Annotated in this window: 23 protein-coding genes; 17 read left to right on the top strand and 6 right to left on the bottom strand. The window is 52.5% G+C overall.

The window, feature by feature from the left end:
• Window positions 1-112 precede the first annotated feature (112 nt).
• The gene (locus J4F31_00745) at window positions 113-583 is read right to left on the bottom strand and encodes a hypothetical protein (protein ID MCE2495108.1); all 471 of its coding nucleotides are present in this window, start codon (window positions 581-583) and stop codon (window positions 113-115) included.
• A gap of 272 nt (window positions 584-855) precedes the next feature.
• Here J4F31_00745 and J4F31_00750 point away from each other — a divergent pair, with 272 nt between their 5' ends.
• The 3 genes from J4F31_00750 to J4F31_00760 all read left to right on the top strand — a co-directional run bounded on the left by J4F31_00750 (window position 856) and on the right by J4F31_00760 (window position 2,712).
• Window positions 856-1,332 carry a GNAT family N-acetyltransferase gene (locus J4F31_00750; protein ID MCE2495109.1) on the top strand — a complete coding sequence of 159 codons (477 nt, stop codon included), beginning with the start codon at window positions 856-858 and terminating at the stop codon, window positions 1,330-1,332.
• Between the two features lies 1 nt (window position 1,333).
• Window positions 1,334-2,236, top strand: coding sequence for an SPFH domain-containing protein (locus J4F31_00755; protein ID MCE2495110.1), 903 nt, complete (start codon window positions 1,334-1,336; stop codon window positions 2,234-2,236).
• Window positions 2,237-2,349: 113 nt separating this feature from the next.
• Window positions 2,350-2,712, top strand: coding sequence for a hypothetical protein (locus J4F31_00760; GenBank protein MCE2495111.1), 363 nt, complete (start codon window positions 2,350-2,352; stop codon window positions 2,710-2,712).
• Here the strand turns inward: J4F31_00760 and J4F31_00765 are convergent.
• Window positions 2,709-3,344, bottom strand: coding sequence for a hemolysin III family protein (locus J4F31_00765; GenBank protein MCE2495112.1), 636 nt, complete (start codon window positions 3,342-3,344; stop codon window positions 2,709-2,711). The genes J4F31_00760 and J4F31_00765 overlap by 4 nt on opposite strands.
• Window positions 3,345-3,353: 9 nt before the next feature.
• Window positions 3,354-3,716, bottom strand: a complete 363-nt coding sequence (locus J4F31_00770; GenBank protein ID MCE2495113.1) for a hypothetical protein — start codon at window positions 3,714-3,716, stop codon at window positions 3,354-3,356.
• 267 nt (window positions 3,717-3,983) lie between these two features.
• Between J4F31_00770 and J4F31_00775 the strand changes: the two genes are divergently transcribed.
• The 11 genes from J4F31_00775 to J4F31_00825 all read left to right on the top strand — a co-directional run bounded on the left by J4F31_00775 (window position 3,984) and on the right by J4F31_00825 (window position 11,852).
• Window positions 3,984-4,355: a hypothetical protein gene (locus tag J4F31_00775; GenBank protein MCE2495114.1), complete on the top strand. Its 372-nt coding sequence runs from the start codon at window positions 3,984-3,986 to the stop codon at window positions 4,353-4,355.
• Window positions 4,356-4,436: 81 nt separating this feature from the next.
• Window positions 4,437-5,312 (top strand): T9SS type A sorting domain-containing protein, encoded by an 876-nt coding sequence (locus J4F31_00780; protein ID MCE2495115.1) that lies wholly within the window; start codon window positions 4,437-4,439, stop codon window positions 5,310-5,312.
• A gap of 71 nt (window positions 5,313-5,383) precedes the next feature.
• A complete protein-coding gene (locus tag J4F31_00785) occupies window positions 5,384-7,792 on the top strand; it encodes a TonB-dependent receptor (GenBank protein ID MCE2495116.1) in 2,409 nt (802 codons plus the stop codon).
• On the top strand, window positions 7,746-8,333 hold the full coding sequence (locus J4F31_00790) for a hypothetical protein (GenBank protein MCE2495117.1): 588 nt from the start codon (window positions 7,746-7,748) through the stop codon (window positions 8,331-8,333). Before J4F31_00785 ends, J4F31_00790 begins: the two co-directional genes overlap by 47 nt.
• A complete protein-coding gene (locus J4F31_00795) occupies window positions 8,303-8,719 on the top strand; it encodes a PH domain-containing protein (GenBank protein MCE2495118.1) in 417 nt (138 codons plus the stop codon). Before J4F31_00790 ends, J4F31_00795 begins: the two co-directional genes overlap by 31 nt.
• Window position 8,720: 1 nt before the next feature.
• Window positions 8,721-9,233 (top strand): dihydrofolate reductase family protein, encoded by a 513-nt coding sequence (locus J4F31_00800; protein MCE2495119.1) that lies wholly within the window; start codon window positions 8,721-8,723, stop codon window positions 9,231-9,233.
• 45 nt (window positions 9,234-9,278) lie between these two features.
• Window positions 9,279-9,530: an aspartate/glutamate racemase family protein gene (locus J4F31_00805; GenBank protein ID MCE2495120.1), complete on the top strand. Its 252-nt coding sequence runs from the start codon at window positions 9,279-9,281 to the stop codon at window positions 9,528-9,530.
• On the top strand, window positions 9,523-9,951 hold the full coding sequence (locus tag J4F31_00810) for an amino acid racemase (protein MCE2495121.1): 429 nt from the start codon (window positions 9,523-9,525) through the stop codon (window positions 9,949-9,951). The genes J4F31_00805 and J4F31_00810 overlap by 8 nt, the downstream gene beginning before the upstream one ends.
• A gap of 59 nt (window positions 9,952-10,010) precedes the next feature.
• Window positions 10,011-10,856, top strand: coding sequence for a polyphosphate kinase 2 (gene ppk2, locus J4F31_00815; GenBank protein MCE2495122.1), 846 nt, complete (start codon window positions 10,011-10,013; stop codon window positions 10,854-10,856).
• A gap of 1 nt (window position 10,857) precedes the next feature.
• Window positions 10,858-11,670, top strand: a complete 813-nt coding sequence (gene ppk2, locus J4F31_00820) for a polyphosphate kinase 2 (GenBank protein ID MCE2495123.1) — start codon at window positions 10,858-10,860, stop codon at window positions 11,668-11,670.
• Complete coding sequence (locus tag J4F31_00825) at window positions 11,670-11,852, top strand: SsrA-binding protein (GenBank protein MCE2495124.1); 183 nt, start codon at window positions 11,670-11,672, stop codon at window positions 11,850-11,852. Before ppk2 (J4F31_00820) ends, J4F31_00825 begins: the two co-directional genes overlap by 1 nt.
• An 18-nt stretch (window positions 11,853-11,870) precedes the next feature.
• Here the strand turns inward: J4F31_00825 and J4F31_00830 are convergent, their stop codons facing one another.
• Window positions 11,871-12,287 (bottom strand): hypothetical protein, encoded by a 417-nt coding sequence (locus J4F31_00830; GenBank protein MCE2495125.1) that lies wholly within the window; start codon window positions 12,285-12,287, stop codon window positions 11,871-11,873.
• Window positions 12,288-12,337: 50 nt separating this feature from the next.
• On the opposite strand from J4F31_00830, the gene J4F31_00835 reads away from it, so the two are divergent.
• The 3 genes from J4F31_00835 to J4F31_00845 are packed head-to-tail and all read left to right on the top strand — an operon-like array spanning window position 12,338 to window position 13,988.
• Window positions 12,338-12,871 carry a DinB family protein gene (locus J4F31_00835; GenBank protein ID MCE2495126.1) on the top strand — a complete coding sequence of 178 codons (534 nt, stop codon included), beginning with the start codon at window positions 12,338-12,340 and terminating at the stop codon, window positions 12,869-12,871.
• Window positions 12,868-13,317, top strand: coding sequence for a peptide-methionine (R)-S-oxide reductase MsrB (msrB, locus tag J4F31_00840; GenBank protein ID MCE2495127.1), 450 nt, complete (start codon window positions 12,868-12,870; stop codon window positions 13,315-13,317). The genes J4F31_00835 and msrB overlap by 4 nt, the downstream gene beginning before the upstream one ends.
• Before the next feature lie 20 nt (window positions 13,318-13,337).
• Window positions 13,338-13,988, top strand: coding sequence for a hypothetical protein (locus tag J4F31_00845; GenBank protein ID MCE2495128.1), 651 nt, complete (start codon window positions 13,338-13,340; stop codon window positions 13,986-13,988).
• On the opposite strand, the gene J4F31_00850 is transcribed toward J4F31_00845, so the two are convergent.
• Together J4F31_00850 and J4F31_00855 are read right to left on the bottom strand one after the other, a co-directional pair.
• The gene (locus tag J4F31_00850; protein MCE2495129.1) at window positions 13,985-14,230 is read right to left on the bottom strand and encodes a hypothetical protein; all 246 of its coding nucleotides are present in this window, start codon (window positions 14,228-14,230) and stop codon (window positions 13,985-13,987) included. The genes J4F31_00845 and J4F31_00850 overlap by 4 nt on opposite strands.
• Window positions 14,231-14,239: 9 nt before the next feature.
• A complete protein-coding gene (locus J4F31_00855) occupies window positions 14,240-15,676 on the bottom strand; it encodes an NADP-dependent isocitrate dehydrogenase (protein ID MCE2495130.1) in 1,437 nt (478 codons plus the stop codon).
• Between the last annotated feature and the right edge of the window lie 65 nt (window positions 15,677-15,741).

Genomic DNA, 15,741 nt, shown 5'->3' on the forward strand with positions numbered 1-15,741 from the left:
AGAAAAACCCCGGACCGGGTCCGGAAACAAAACTATAAACCCACAAAAAATCAAGAAAATAACTTGTTAAACCCAAAAGCTCTGCTAAATTGATTGATAATTTCTGTCCAATTTATAGGGGGTCAATACAATAGTATCCGCAGTCCATAACAATTTCCGAAGTGGTCCCATGTATAGTGTAGGCCCCTCCGCCAATGCGATTAATTGAAATATAATCACCCGGCTGTGGGTCTTCGTTGATCAACACATAGGCGATGCACGTGCGGGGCATCAGGTTCACCAAGTAGTTGTGCTCCGTTTCGCCCTCCAATATGTAATCGGCATCTCCGGCGTAATGCTTCGCATGCCTCGGCACATAGGAGTCAACCCCTACCTGAAAACCTTCGTAAACAAAGTCCGTGGCCTCCGATACGAAATGAAACTCATAAGGCGGCCACAATAATTTTGTTTCAACCTCATCACCGGGTGAGCCAACAGATTTATACAGTGTTACTTCAATGGGTCCGATATATAATAATGAGTCTTCCCGAAAAGTGACCACCTTGCCGCTGATGACCGTTTCGGTGGTTTTTTCGCAGGACAAAAAACCAATGGCTAAAAGCAATACAGGAACAAGTGACTTCTTGATTCTCGTTTTTCCTATACAAGTTTCGGGGTTCTTTCCGTCGGCTCGATGTCAAAACCGATAAGTATAATAAACTAATCATTATCGGTTTTGGAGAGTTTCTTGGCTCTTTAGTTATTGAGCCAGTACCTCACCTCACTCAGGTTGGCCCAATTCAATCGAAATCAACTACTGTATAAATACCTCGCTTTAGTTCAATCCGTTTACTATTTAACTAACTTGTAAGCACTATGCCTCAATGGAAACCCAAGATCCGACGCGGAGAGCCGCACGACTATCGTGCCGTGGTCGAGGTGTTCCAAGCGGCGATCAAAGCCGGCGAGGATTATTACTCTGAGGAGCAGCGATCGGCCTGGAAGTCGAGTACCGACAACCGCGACCGATGGCACCGAAAGATTCGCGACGATCATTTCCTGGTCGCAGAAGACGAAACCGGAAAGCTCATTGGATTCGGATCCATTTGCTGGGATGGGTACTTAGACGTACTATATGTACATCCGGATTTTCAAAGAAGGCGAGTAGCAAAAAAACTGTACAAGGCGCTTGAAAAGGAGGCGAAAAAGAAGGCGTTCGATCGACTATTTTCCGATGCCAGTCAATGGGCCAAACCCTTTTTCGAAGCTATGGGTTTTATGGAAATCGCCGAGAACGAAGTAGAGCGAAAAGGCGTGAAAATGACTAATTTCCGCATGGAAAAACATTTGTGATATGGGGTTTATGAATATAGTTTACCTGGTCCTGGTCCTCTTGCTCATTCTGGGATCCGTGTTCGTGGTCAAGCAGCAAACATCGGCCATTGTAGAGCGATTTGGACGCTTCCAAAGTGTTCGCAGGGCCGGACTTCAATTTCGCATTCCGCTGATCGATCGAATTGCGGGCCGACTCAGCCTCAAAATCCGGCAGCTCGACGTGCTGGTGGAGACCAAGACCAAAGACGACGTGTTCGTGCGGATGAAAATCTCGGTACAGTACCAGATAAAACCCGCACAGGTCTACGATGCCTTTTACCAGCTCAGTGATCCGGTCGACCAAATAACGAGCTACGTATTCGACACCGTGCGCGCCGAAGTGCCGAAAATGAAGCTCGACGATGTCTTCGAGCGCAAAGACGACATTGCCATAGCCACTAAGCGCGAGTTGGAACAAGCCATGGAGACCTACGGTTTCAGTATAGTCAAAGCCCTGGTCACCGACATCGATCCCGATCAAGAAGTGAAGATCGCCATGAACCGGATCAATGCTGCGGAACGACAAAAAGTGGCGGCCGAATATGAGGCCGAAGCGGACCGCATCAAGATCGTAGCCAAAGCGCGGGCCGAAGCCGAAAGCAAGCGGCTACAAGGTCAAGGTATCGCCGACCAGCGCCGAGAGATCGCCAAAGGATTGGAAGATTCGGTTACGGTCCTGAATAAAGCCGGGATCAACCCGCAAGAAGCCTCTGCCTTGATCGTTATTACACAGCACTACGACACCTTGCACAGCGTTGGTGAAAACGCGAACAGCAACCTCGTGATGTTACCCAATGCGCCAAATGCCGCCAGCGATATGCTTCAGAGCATGGTGGCGAGTTTGGCCGCCACCAAAAATTTCCCGCCGAAGGCGGAAAAATAAAAACACCGTATCAAGAAAGGACTTGTTTTATCGCCCTACTGTGGGCCGCTACTACTCAAGCTCAAACCATCATTAACCTCCAAGATCGGCCCAGCCCTGAATTGATCGATTCTTTGGATAACGCTTTCCCTCCGGCTCTGGGGCCCGATTCAATATCGCCGGTCATGGGAGACCGAGTGGAGGAGTTTCAAGCGGAGTGGATCAATTGGCTCACCGATTTCGCCGGTCACTTGAACGAGCGTAATTACCGCTGGGGAGTACCCACGCGGGCCTTCGTACGACTATACAGCAACCCTGAGGGCGAAGTACAATACATGCTGTACAAGTTCATGCCGGGGTCCATGGACGAAAACAACATGGTTCGTTTTCCCGAACTTCTTGAGGGTTATATTAAAGAGAATCCGCTTCCGTTGAGCGAACCGGCCATGCTTCCTTTTTCGCAATGTGGACCGGTGAACTTCATCGACGCCGACTAAGCGAAGATCTTCCAGATACCGATAAAATGAGAAACCGCTCCGCCGAGCACGAATACGTGCCAAATAGCGTGGTTGAACGGGATGCGCTCAATCAAATAAAAGATCGTGCCCAAAGTATAGAATGCCCCTCCGATGAAAATCCACTGAACTTGTTCATCGGGCAGCGCAGCTCTAAATGACGTCGGCGCCAAAATAATGAGCCAACCCATCGCGAGGTAAATCCCGGTAGAAACCAACCTAAACCGACCGGTAAAGAACACCTTGAATACGGTTCCTAAAGCCGTTAATCCCCAGAGAACCGCCAGCATGTTCCACTGCACCCGAGGCGTCGCATAGTGCAATAAAAATGGCGTATACGTTCCGGCGATCAAAAAGTAGATACTGATGTGATCCCAGATCTTCATCAGTCTCTTTTTCTTGGGCTCTTTGTGAAAATGATAGAGCGACGAAAACCCAAAGACCATTAAGAATCCAATGCCGTACACCACGGCCCCAATAGGGTCGTATGGCCGTCCGCCCTCGATCAAAATATGCCGCACCAACAGCGGAAAGGTCACGAGTCCAAATAAGAATCCCAAAAAATGTGTTACGGTATTCGCCCGTTCGTGAGCACCACTATATTCTTGTGCCATGCGATCGATCTACTGCGCAAAAATAAGGGAATCGCCGCAGCTGACCATTACCAAATGATGTGCGCGCCCGTTCGGGTCAAAAAGTGACTTGTGCTTCATGAAAGTAAGATCCACGCCCTTGCCCTTCACAAATGCCTCAATGGCCTCCGGATCGAGACCCCGCTCTACGCCTCGATTGATATAAAAATTTTCGCCCTCGTGATCGCGCACCTTAAAAAAGATGTCGTAACTCCCAGTAGCCCGAACACCCGTAACCACCGCCGAAACGGTTTCCATATTCTCTTCCGTTGGCTCGTGAACAGGCCTCATGCCCGGCACGGCAAACGCCAATGACCCGATCGTAAGAACCGACAAGATCAACTTGATTTTCACAATCTCCTCTTTTGCTTTCCTTTATACCAACGTCATCAACGGCGACTTACGTACATTACTAGTGTGAATCCGTTACGTAAAACAATCTTGTTCCTTCTCTTTCTTCTGGCCCTACGGGCCGAAGGGTAAGTTCCCGTGCACACGTTCACCGAGCTCGTTTCGCCACTCGACTCCCACAAGATCACGGCCGCCATACGCCTGAGTAACGGCGACCTGTTGCAGGCCGGATGACACATCCGACGCCTTCCGAGCGGGATTACCGTCTCCGTGGGCGGACACGAAACGGGGGATCCCTCCATCGTTTATTACCGCCCTGGCCATGGCGTGATACAACGCATCGAGTGGGATCAAAGTATAGCCTCCATACACGACATCGTCGAAGGCCCCGATCGGTCGCTCTTCATTTTCGGCAGTTTCCGAGCCGATCTCGAAACGGGCCAAGACACCCTGCGCCTGCACAACGCCCTCGAACGTTCCTTTACCCTTCGGCTCGGCTCGGCCGGAAACGTACTTTGGGCCAAATGCCACGGCGACACACTACTGAGCTACCGCAGTGGTGCCGTGGCCGGTACGTTCGCCAACGACACGGTCTACAAAGTCGGAATCCACAATACGCTGTTCAGCTACCTGCTCAAGTGAGATCCGGCGACCGGACAAGCACTCGACAGTCTTTTTTTCCCGGCCCGCACCTGCTCCGATATCGAAGTGAATGCCCAAGGAATGATCGCCTTAACGGGCACCACCGGCAACGGTGTTTTTCCGGGTCTAAGTCTGCCCCCGCCCTCGGTACCGTCGAGCTACTATCACTATATCGTGGTACTCAATGCTCGCCTCAGCCGAATTTGGGGCCACCTCACTCCATACATCAGCTTTGACGTCGAAGATCAACTCCATCGATCGAATAACAACCTCGTTCACCAAGCACTCACCTTTCCACAAGGAGTCAATAATCCGGAGGTGGTTTTACTCACCAAGTACAATTGGCAAGGCAATTTCCTGCGTACCGATACCCTGCCCTATTCCTCCACGTCCTTTCACTTCAACGCAAACGACGTACTCGTGCGCGGAAACGAGTACTTTACCTTCGTGTACGACCCCTATACCCGGGTCGAAGTGCACCATTTCGGCAGATCCGGCCGGACCGAAGAAGGCTACTTCACCGGATCCTTCTTTTTACCCCTTTACCTCGTGCCCGACGGCCCCGAGGACCTCTGGATCGCGGGTTGTGTTCACAGGGCCAACCTCACGGTCAACGGCGACACCTCGATAGTGAACCCAAACTACCCCGATGGTGCCATTCCCATGCATCGGTATTGGATTTGGTGGGACCGAACCGCCGCGGTGTCTCTGACCGAAACCCACTTGCCCGAATTGCGCATTGGGCCCAACCCCACCGCGGATCGCATGGGTATATCGCTACCCAACAGCGCCTTCCGCTGGTATCTGCTGACCGCCAAAGGTGTGCATCGTGCCGCAGGCACAGAAAAAAACGAAGCCGAAATCGATTTGGGCGGCCTCGCGGCCGGATACTACATATTGGTCGTTGAAACGGACCAAGGTCGGAGGGTGGAGCGCGTAGTTAAGCTAAATTCTTGAAAAAACACTAAATTTGCGATCGCTGAACAAGCGTAGTATTACAGCGTTGTTTTGCTGAACGGACCACACTAATGAAGAACGCCCTACTCCTCTTTTTACTATTCACATTGTTCCCCACGGCACTACGGGCGCAGAACTCGGGTATTACCGGAACGGTGGTGGACCCCGAAGGAGTGCCGGTGCTCTATGCTTCGGTGGTGGTGATGGAGCAAGGCGATAGCAGCATCGTTGAAGGGTCTGCGACCGATATCGAGGGGTTCTTCCGGTTGACACCTCCGGCCGGGCCCTATATTCTGCAAGTTAGTTTCCTGAGTTACGAAAACGAATACCGCGACATCGACTTCAACGGAAAGTCGCTTGCCTTGGGCACCCTTAACCTGAGTCCATCGAGCTTGGTGATCGGTGAGGTAGAAGTGGTGGAAAAACGGAGCGAAATGGAACTCAAGCTCGACAAGCGCGTCATGAACGTGGGTGAAGACCTGAAATCATCGGGACTGAACGCCAGCGAGATTCTCGAATACGTTCCAAGCGTTACCGTCGACGTTGAAGGAAACGTGAGTCTACGCGGATCCGAGAACGTTCGGATTCTCATAAACGGCCGCCCCTCCGGACTCTTGGGAACCAACGTGGCCGACGCCCTGCGCCAGCTTCCGGGCGACCTCATCGAAAGCGTAGAAGTGATCACCAACCCGAGTGCGCGGTACGATGCCGAAGGAGAAGTGGGGATCATCAATATCGTTCTCAAGAAAGAGCGCAAGAGTGGACTCAACGGATCGGTTCAGGCCGTGACGGGCTACCCCGACGATCACCGACTTACACTCAACGCCAACTACCGCAACCAAAATGTGAACCTCTTTGGGAGTTACAGCGTGCGTTACCGAAATAGCCCGGGGGGTGGAATGGCCACGCAAATCATCGACAACAGCGACACCTCGTATACCTTTGTGAGTGACCGCGATCAATTGCGCGGAGGGTGGAGCAATACCTTTAGGGCCGGAGCCGATTTTTACCTCGGCGATTACAGCACGCTGACCGTGAGCGGACTCTACGATACCGAACGCGGAAACAACTACGTGGACCTTTTATACTACGACGAAACCAACGAGGGCATCACCCTTGGGGAAACCTTGCGGGCCGATAAAGAGCTGGAATTGGAAGATACCTACGAGGTTAACGTGAACTGGCTGCGCACCTTCGACGAAAAAGACCGAAAATGGACGATAGACTTGCAGTTCATCAAAGACAACGACGTGGAGGACAGTGACCTCTTGCAAACCAGCACATACCCGGGAAGCGATAGTCTATTTCAGCGTTCTACCAATACCGAGAACGAAACCAACTACCTCATTCAGACCGACTACATCGACCCGCTGCCGAACGGTGCACAGCTCGAATTGGGGTATAAAAGTGCCTGGAGATTGATCGACAACGATTTCAGCGTCGAAACACGAGAGGGTTCGGAGGGCGATTGGACTCCGGTCGATGGGCTCAACAACTACTTCCGTTACACGGAGGGCATTCATGCCGCGTACGCCATTTTAAGTCAAGATCTCGGTCGTTGGTCATGGCAAGGAGGCTTGCGAGCCGAGTACAGCGACATCGAGACCGAGCTCGTCGAAACGGGTGAAACGAACCCCCGCAATTATCTCAACTGGTTCCCGAGCGTTTTCTTCGGTTATGAGCTCACCGAAAATCAGACCCTTCAAATGAGTTACAGTCGCCGACTTAGTCGTCCGCGATTCCGATGGCTTCTGCCGTTCAGCAGCTACAGCGACAACCGAAACTTCTGGGCAGGAAACCCCGGCCTCAACCCGGAATACACCGATAGCTACGAAGCCAGCTACCTCTATTACTTTGATAAAGGAAGCGTTCTCACCTCTGCCTACTACCGCCACCGCACGGGCATCATACAGCGCATCACCTTTATCGATTCAGTAGGTAATACCGTGCGTTTTCCGGTGAATTTGGCCGTACAAGACGCCTATGGATTCGAGTTTACCGCGAATTACGACATCAACTACGATTGGCGCATCAACGGAAACGTGAATTTTTTCCACGAAGTAACGGCCGGATCCTACGAAGGTGAAGATTTCGGGGCCGATAACACCTCGTGGACCGCCCGACTTAGTTCGCAGTGGAATTTCACCGACAAACTCAAAGGACAAGTGAGCGGGTTCTGCCGGGGACCAACTCAAAACGCTCAAGGTCGCGTTCAGGCCATTGCGGCCGTCGACGCCAGCGTGGGCATCGACCTGTTCAATGGAAAAGGGAACCTTAGCCTCAACGTGCGCGACCTCTTTAACTCGCGCAAACGCCGGTGGGTCATTGAAGAACCGGGCTACTACAGCGAAAACACTTTTCAGTGGCGACAACGTCAATGGTTGCTTACCTTTAGCTACCGCCTCAAACAAGAGCGCAACCCCAGCGATCGCCGTGAAGGCGGTCCGGGTAGCGATGGCGGTGGTTTCGATGACGAATAATCCAGAATACGAGGCCCTACGGGCCGATTTGCAACATCCGAGTCAAAAGGGCATGAAGCCCCTGATCGACCGTTTTCTTCGGGAGCCCGAATACCGCGCCACGGTGGTCTATATGGCCCTTAGCGAAGACTACCCCTTTGCTTGGCGAGCCTCGTGGGTCATGAAATTCGCCTTTCGGCAAAACCCCTCCACCTGGACTCCCTTTCTCGAACGCATTACTTCGGCCTTGCCCGAGCTCAAGACCCACCAGCAAATCGGATCGTTCATTCCATCGCTCACCAAGTGCGACCTCTCCGAAGAGCAGGGCGATCGGTTATTGAATTTGGCGATCGATGAGCTCGAAAAAGAACGTGAAACGGAGTACACCAAGGCTCACGCAGTCGATGTGCTGCACAAGTACGTGAGTCATTATCCGGAGCTGGCGGGGGAGTTCTGCCTCATCGTTGAACGCGCCGTCGAAACGGCCCAAAAGCCGTACTTTCGGAATAAGGCACTCAAGCGTGTAAAACAATGGAGCACAAAATATATCGATCGAAGTTAAGCTGGGGCTTGGCTGCGCTGGCGGCCGGACCGCTGCTCTTGGCGTTGGCCCTTACGATCAACCAACGAGCCTGGGCTGCAACGGCCATTGTAGCGGCCACGCTCATTTTCATGGGCATCACCTACGCCTTGACCTTTTATTCGATCACCAAAGAACATGACTTGGTGGTGCACGGTGGACCGTTCGTACGGCGGCGATTTCCCATAAGTACCATCAAGAGCATTGAGCCGGCGCGCACCATCTTAGCGGCCCCGGCCTGGTCACTCGACCGGCTACACATCAGCTTCGGCAAGTACGATGCGGTGGTGATTTCGCCGGTTAATAAAGAAGAATTCATTTCGCTCTTACGGAACATCAACCCCAATATCGAACTAAAAGTAAAGTGACATGGTGATCCTGTACATCGCAACCACCTTGGACGGATTCATCGCCGATGAACAGGGCGGCGTCGGTTGGATTCCGCCCGCACCCGATGGTGAGGACTTCGGCTACAACGAGTTCTACGCGAGCTGTTCGCATACCTTTCAAGGCGGAAACACCTATCGCCAGGTACTGACCTTTGGTGAGTGGCCGTATGCATCGACGCATAACGTAGTGGTGAGCAAGACCGCTACGGCCGCACATCCGACCGTTGAGGTCGTAAACCAAAACCCCATGGAAAAGCTACGGCAACTGCGGGCTATCGCCGAAAAGCACGTGTGGCTCATCGGCGGGGGCGATTTGAATGGCCGGGCGCTTGGGGCCGGACTCATAGAAGAGGTGTGGCAGTTCGTTATGCCCGTGAATCTGGGCCGGGGAATTCCACTTTTCGGCAACCACAAAGCAGTGGAGCGGCCGGTCGAGATTCTGGAGCGCAGGGTGCTGCCCGGGGGCGGATTCTTCGTGAAGTACCGTCCGTAACCGGCATCACGGAGCAGGTCGTCGGAAATCGCGACCTTCGGGGGCATGAAAAAACTCGGACTCATTGCCGGCACGTCGTGGCATTCGACCATCGTGTATTACCGCCTCCTGAATGAAATGGCGACGGACAAACTCGGCCCTATGAGTAATCCGCCCATGATCCTTTACAGCCAAAATATCGACATCATGCGGCGCGGCGATCACAACGAGATTCGCTCCGAATATCTGCGCATTGCGAAGTTACTGGAAGACGACGGCGCCGACGGGATCGCCATCTGCGCCTCATTTGGTGTATGACCACGTGCAGCCGCAGATCGATATCCCCATCTTGCATATCGCGGATGCTACGGCTAAAAAGGCCCTCTCGGGCCGATGGCCACGTCTCGGTCTGCCGGGCACCAAACCGGTGATGGGCATGGAATTTTTAAAAGAGCGGCTTCGTGATAAGCACGGTCTGGAGGTACTGCTACCCCCCGAAAAGCACCGCGAGCAAGTGCACCATTATATCGCCAAGGAGCTTACTAGCGGGATCTTCAGCGGTGAGGCACGTGCGTTTTATTCGGAGCGCATGAAGGAGTTCAAGGAAGCTGGTGCCGACGCCATTATTCTGGGATGTACGGAACTGCCGATCATGTTCGGCCCTGAGGACTTCGATCTGCCTTTGCTCGACACAACAAGGTTACACGCTGAAATGGCCATGGATTTTATCTTTTCCTGACCATTATCATGGCGATTAGAATTTAAAGGTGCGTACATTGGTCATCTAAACACGTGCCTATGTTCACCGCCGAAGAGTTGGTTGGGTTAAAGACCCGTAGGGATCTTATTGACCTGGCCGACGACAAAAATCTGGACCTGCGTAAATTCAAGAGAAACCTGCGGTACGAAGAAGAGCTATCGCGCCTGCAGGTCGAGTTGGTGAATCTTCAGCGCCACATCTCCAATAAAAAAATGCGGGTGGCCGTGCTTTTCGAAGGGCGCGATGCCGCCGGAAAGGGGGGCGCAATAAAGCGATTCAAGGAACATTTGAATCCGCGTACCATGCGCGTGGTGGCCTTGACCAAGCCCACCGTGGCCGAGCAGGGATCGTGGTACTTTCGACGGTACATTCGCGTGCTGCCCGAACCCGGCGAGATCGTCTTCTTCGACCGCACCTGGTACAATAGGGCCGTCGTTGAACCGGTCATGGGCTTTTGCACTAAGCAGCAATACGAGCTCTTTATGAGGCAAGTTCAGGAGTTCGAGCACATGCTTTACGAAGATGGCGTGCACGTGATCAAGTTCTGGTTTTCGATCTCCAAAGAAGAGCAACAAAAGCGGTTCGAGTCGCGCCTCGAAAACCCCCTCAAGGTCTGGAAATTCAGTCCTGTCGATATGAAGGGTCAAGAGCTCTGGGATAAATACACCTATTTCAAAGAGCAGATGTTCTCGCGCACGCACAGTGCCTTTAGTCCGTGGACCATCGTGAAGGCCAACAACAAGCGCACTGCTCGGCTCGAAAGCATTCGCCACGTCTTGAGCCAAATCGACTACCCGGGCAAGCCGAGGGCCAAGACCACCATCTTCCCCGATCCGAATATCGTTCAGCGTTATTATCGTCAACTCGAACAAATCGACATTTGATATGAAAGCATCAGATCTGACACCGGAAGGCGTGGCCATTCTGAACACCAAGGTGGGCGTTACCCACTTGCTGGAAAAGAAGAAGGTCGATTTGGAAAAAGCGCTGCGTTATACCAGGTATGAACTTCGGTTACGCCAACTTCAAGTGGAACTGATCAAGTTACAGAACTGGGTCATCGAGGAGGGAAAAAAGGTCGTGGGGCTCTTTGAGGGGCGCGATGCTGCGGGTAAAGGGGGCGCTATTCGGCGTATCACCGCGCATATAAATCCGCGGCACTACCGGATCGTGGCCTTGCGTAAACCCACTGATGAGGAGGCCGGACAATGGTATTTTCAGCGGTACGTGAATCAGTTGCCCAAGGGCGGAGAGATCGTGTTCTTTGATCGCAGCTGGTACAATCGGGCTATCGTAGAACCGGTAAACGGGTTTTGCACGCCATCGCAATACGAGATCTTTATGAGTCAGGTGAACGAATTCGAGCGAATGATCCAGGAATCGAACATTCACCTCATCAAATTCTATTTCTCGATCACCAAGGATGAGCAAGCGAGTCGGTTCAAGGACATTAGTAAAAGTCCTTTGAAAAAGTGGAAAATGAGCCCGGTCGATGAGAAAGCACAAGAGCTTTGGGACGACTACACGAAGTATAAAGACGCCATGTTCGCCAAGACGAACTTACCTACTTCGCCCTGGGTGATCGTTCAGGCGAACGACAAAACCGATGCGCGGATCGAAGCCGCCAAGCATCTCTTACGTACGATTCCGTACCCCGATAAAGGTGAAGTTGTGCATAAGGATGTACCTTTGGTTTAATGCGTTATGCCTTTTTCTCTTTTTTGAGTAGCCTCAACAGGGCGGTTTTGCCCATGCTGTGGAAACGGGTCGAGCTCGACAAAATGTCGAAAGTTCAAATGGCCATCATTGGATACAAGCGCTGGGTGACGTTCAACTACTTGGACGAGCGAAAGAAGAAAGGAACGAGTTCCAACCGGTAATCACTAGTTGAGGATCAACTAGCCCTGCGAAATAAAATAGGCATCGAGTATTGCCGGTAAAAGGCCTTGAGTTGCCCATCCGGCCGCGAGGCCGAGAAACAAATTGCCCACGTTCTGGAATCTTCCGATGAAATAGGCGAGCAGTCCTGAGACGATCACGAAGAAATCAAAAACGAGATTCAGAAGCATCCAGAAAAGCGAATGACCTTGGGCGAAAGCAAGTTGATCGGGATTGGGCACGCGGATGTGGTTGAACCGCATGATGGCCACGATGGTGTTTACAATGCACCAGACCCATGTCATGATCGAAAAGCCGCGGCACCACTCCGTTTTGCGGCGCGCCAGAAAGTACGCCCCCGGGGCTGAAATGGCGATGACCACGCAGAAACGGAGTCCGTGGTCGTATGCCTCGGCGAAGATCTGTTCGGCTTGCATGTGCTACGATTACGGTCTGAAGTTCTTAGATTTAAGCAACATTTGAAAGCGTGGACAAGAAAGAAATCACATCGGCCATTGAGCGAAACTACGGGGACTTTATAGCGCTCGTGAACGGGTTATCGGATACGGACTTTGAGCGAGCGCCGGAAGGAAAGTGGACTCCCGGCAAGCAACTGGAGCATTTGGCCAAGTCGGTGCGGCCACTGGCCTTGGCCCTTTACTTGCCCGAGTCGGTGCTTCGATGGCGTTTCGGAAAGGCAAACCGTCCAAGCAAGACGTACGATGCGTTGGTCGAAAAATACCTAGCGAAGATCCAGCCGGGCTATGTACCCAAGAAACAATACATACCGCGTAGCGTTCCTATTTCGGAACGAGACAGATGGTCGCAGAAGCTGGGTAGACAGGTAAAGACGGTCGTGCGGCATGTAGAGGGCATGTCCGAAGAACAGCTCGATCGTATGGTAGCCCCGCATCCGGCGATCGGGGTATTGACCTTGCGCGAGATGATGTACTTCACGATCTACCATGCCGAACACCACTCGGCTTTGGTGAAGCGCGACCAACAAATATTGAAAGCATGAATTGGAACGACGTAATACGCTACGCCAATAATGGCTCTCCCGAACCCTCGCGGCGAGTTGAGAGGTCGACAGATGAATGGGCGCGTCAACTGACTCCCGAACAGTTTCGCATCACGCGACAAAAAGGAACGGAACGGGCGGGGACGGGCGCCTATTGTGAATCGCATGTCGCGGGTAAGTACAACTGCATCTGCTGCGATGAGCCGCTGTTCGATAGCACAGTCAAATTCGCATCGGGATCCGGGTGGCCCAGCTTTACAGAGCCAGTGAGACAAAACGCCATCAAGTACGAAAAAGATACCTCGTTCGGAATGGTTCGTGTTGAGGTCCTGTGCAGCGTTTGCGACGCCCATCTAGGACACGTTTTTCCGGATGGCCCACCCCCTTCAGGGCTTCGATTCTGCATCAACTCCGAAAGCTTGAAACTGGTTGAAAAAGCGGAGTAAAATTCGCTAACTTAGAGGGAATGGAAGCGTACATACCCCGACCGGTTCAGCAGGTACGCGCCTTTTACGGCGACCTGTGGACGCGTCGGTTCGACTTCCCCTGTGTGGGTGCTCACCTTGAGGCGTTGAGCGAACACCTGTTCAAAGGGATCGAATCGGGCGATGAACGTGTACATGTTTTACTTTCCAATTTTCACCCGGACTTCATTGGCACACCATTCATTCCTGAACGGTTAAGATCGCTCAAGACCGACGATGCTCGCTTGGTTCATTCCAAAGAGTTCGGATTCAGCCTCATGGTGGCGGCCTGCGATTGTAGGTACGAATACGACCCCGAATTCGAAGCGGCCGTAGATGCCGTGATCTGGGGTAAGGCCGACGAGCTGCGCGATCTGCTGAAATCGCACCCCGAACTCGTCGAAGAGCATTCACCCTATGGTCACCGCGCCACCTTACTGCACTACGTGTCGAGCAACGGTGTTGAGGTCATTCGCCAACAAGTACCGGCCAATTTGGTGGAGATCGCCGAGATACTCATTGAAAATGGCGCCGACAAGGGAGCCACGATGCGCGTTTACGGTGGCGATCATACGCCACTGCAATTACTTCGTACCAGCGCGCACCCGAAAGCGGCCGGACTCCTACACGAGGCGGAGTCCGTCCTTCGTTAGTTCAACTGAATGTCCGCACTAAGTGAGAGGCGCTGGGCCCCGTGCTCCTTGGCCGCTGAGCGCAAAGCGTTCAACTGGTTTTGAAGCTCTACGATTCGGCGTTCACGCATTTTCATGTCCTCTTCGGCTAGCTCGGTAGATATGGTTTCTTCGAGGAAACGAATCTTACAATCGACGAGGCACTTGACTAATTCCAAGGCATCGCTTTGAGAGTATCTTCCTTTGATGAGTTGAATTTCCATAAGCAGTATTTATTGTCCTTGTCCTTTCGAGAATCCCTCTACTCCATCAAAGGTGTACAGGTTCTCTGTTTTTATGACTTCAATTCCCTCCTTCACCGCTCGATCCATCAGTTCCACAATTATCTCACGAGTCATTTGTACACTGTTCTTCGGCTTAAACCGACAGCGCCAATGATCGGTCCAAAAAGTCTCGTCGAAGCCGTTTGGCCATACCTTGATGCCGCGGTTCGTGATCATGGTGAGTTCTGCTGAATCGGTATTGATTCGTTGCAGCAAAGCCCCGCATTCGTCGGCCGACACATCGCGGCGATCGACGAACAAATCGACCCCTACTAATTCCTTCTTGGCCGGTGTTCTTCGTTTAACTGCGGGAGGCACCAAGGCTCCGCGCCGGATATTCTCTTCGGACTTCAGCTTTGTTGGTTTCTGTCCCAACCGCTCGATCACCGCTTCGGCGAAGGCTCGGGTTCCGACCTTCTGAATACTTATTCCTTCTTTGTAGACATCGTAAGTATGCACACTATCCTCCATGGTCTTGAGCCAGGCGTTTTGAATTTTCACAGCGGCTTCAGACTCACCTATGTGGTGAAGCATCATCAGCGCCCCTTGCAGTAACCCGCTCGGGTTGGCCATGTCCTGACCGGCGCGGCGTGGCGCCGACCCGTGAATAGCCTCGAACATGGCTACCGTTTCTCCGATATTCGCCGACCCGGCGAGTCCGACCGATCCGGCGATCTGAGCCGAGACATCGGACAAGATGTCCCCGTACAGATTCGGCATCACGATCACGTCGAAGATCTCCGGAGTATCGGCCAATTTCGCGTTGCCGATGTCCACGATCCAGTGTTCATTTTCGATGTCGGTGTATTCGGCCTCGATCTCATCGAAAACCTTGTGGAACAGTCCGTCGGTCTGCTTCATGATGTTGTCCTTGGTGAAACAAGTGACCTTTTTGCGCCCGTGATGACGAGCGTATTCGAAAGCATAGCGAATGATCTTCTCACAGCCCGGGCGGCTGATGAGCTTTAAGCACTGTACTACCTCATCGGTCTGCTGATGCTCGATCCCAGCATACAGATCCTCTTCGTTCTCGCGGATGATCACCACATCCATATCGGGGTGTTTGGTGCTCACGAAAGGATGAAGGCTGCGGCAAGGGCGAACATTGGCATATAGGCCGAGTGCCTTCCGCGTAGTCACGTTCAAGCTCTTGTAGACCCCACCTTGAGGAGTGGTGATCGGAGCTTTGAGGAATACTTTGTTTTGTCTGATCGAATCCCACGACTCCGGTGCGATTCCCGAAGTGTGATCGGCTTTATATACTTCCTCGCCAATCTCGATCTCGTCGATCTCAATTTGGGCCCCTGCCGCTTTGAGGATGCGCAGCGTGGCGTCCAAGATCTCCGGGCCAATTCCATCGCCCTTTGCAACCGTAATTCGCTTCATGTGGTATTTTTTATTGATTTCGGAGGCAAAATTGCGACAGGATATTCATATATTTTCATTTATAT

It is taken from the genome of Flavobacteriales bacterium (genome assembly GCA_021296215.1).
Classification (GTDB): Bacteria; Bacteroidota; Bacteroidia; order Flavobacteriales; family ECT2AJA-044; genus ECT2AJA-044.

What these genes read in the sequence shown, in the direction of transcription:
- J4F31_00805 (MCE2495120.1), top strand. Translation starts at nt 9,279, where the DNA reads ATGAAAAAACTCGGACTCATTGCCGGCACGTCGTGGCATTCGACCATC.
- J4F31_00850 (MCE2495129.1), bottom strand. Translation starts at nt 14,230, where the DNA reads ATGGAAATTCAACTCATCAAAGGAAGATACTCTCAAAGCGATGCCTTG.
- J4F31_00750 (MCE2495109.1), top strand. Translation starts at nt 856, where the DNA reads ATGCCTCAATGGAAACCCAAGATCCGACGCGGAGAGCCGCACGACTAT.
- J4F31_00800 (MCE2495119.1), top strand. Translation starts at nt 8,721, where the DNA reads ATGGTGATCCTGTACATCGCAACCACCTTGGACGGATTCATCGCCGAT.
- J4F31_00785 (MCE2495116.1), top strand. Translation starts at nt 5,384, where the DNA reads ATGAAGAACGCCCTACTCCTCTTTTTACTATTCACATTGTTCCCCACG.
- J4F31_00825 (MCE2495124.1), top strand. Translation starts at nt 11,670, where the DNA reads ATGCGTTATGCCTTTTTCTCTTTTTTGAGTAGCCTCAACAGGGCGGTT.
- ppk2 (MCE2495123.1), top strand. Translation starts at nt 10,858, where the DNA reads ATGAAAGCATCAGATCTGACACCGGAAGGCGTGGCCATTCTGAACACC.
- ppk2 (MCE2495122.1), top strand. Translation starts at nt 10,011, where the DNA reads ATGTTCACCGCCGAAGAGTTGGTTGGGTTAAAGACCCGTAGGGATCTT.
- J4F31_00845 (MCE2495128.1), top strand. Translation starts at nt 13,338, where the DNA reads ATGGAAGCGTACATACCCCGACCGGTTCAGCAGGTACGCGCCTTTTAC.
- J4F31_00765 (MCE2495112.1), bottom strand. Translation starts at nt 3,344, where the DNA reads ATGGCACAAGAATATAGTGGTGCTCACGAACGGGCGAATACCGTAACA.
- J4F31_00830 (MCE2495125.1), bottom strand. Translation starts at nt 12,287, where the DNA reads ATGCAAGCCGAACAGATCTTCGCCGAGGCATACGACCACGGACTCCGT.
- J4F31_00755 (MCE2495110.1), top strand. Translation starts at nt 1,334, where the DNA reads ATGGGGTTTATGAATATAGTTTACCTGGTCCTGGTCCTCTTGCTCATT.
- J4F31_00855 (MCE2495130.1), bottom strand. Translation starts at nt 15,676, where the DNA reads ATGAAGCGAATTACGGTTGCAAAGGGCGATGGAATTGGCCCGGAGATC.
- msrB (MCE2495127.1), top strand. Translation starts at nt 12,868, where the DNA reads ATGAATTGGAACGACGTAATACGCTACGCCAATAATGGCTCTCCCGAA.
- J4F31_00780 (MCE2495115.1), top strand. Translation starts at nt 4,437, where the DNA reads ATGATCGCCTTAACGGGCACCACCGGCAACGGTGTTTTTCCGGGTCTA.
- J4F31_00795 (MCE2495118.1), top strand. Translation starts at nt 8,303, where the DNA reads ATGGAGCACAAAATATATCGATCGAAGTTAAGCTGGGGCTTGGCTGCG.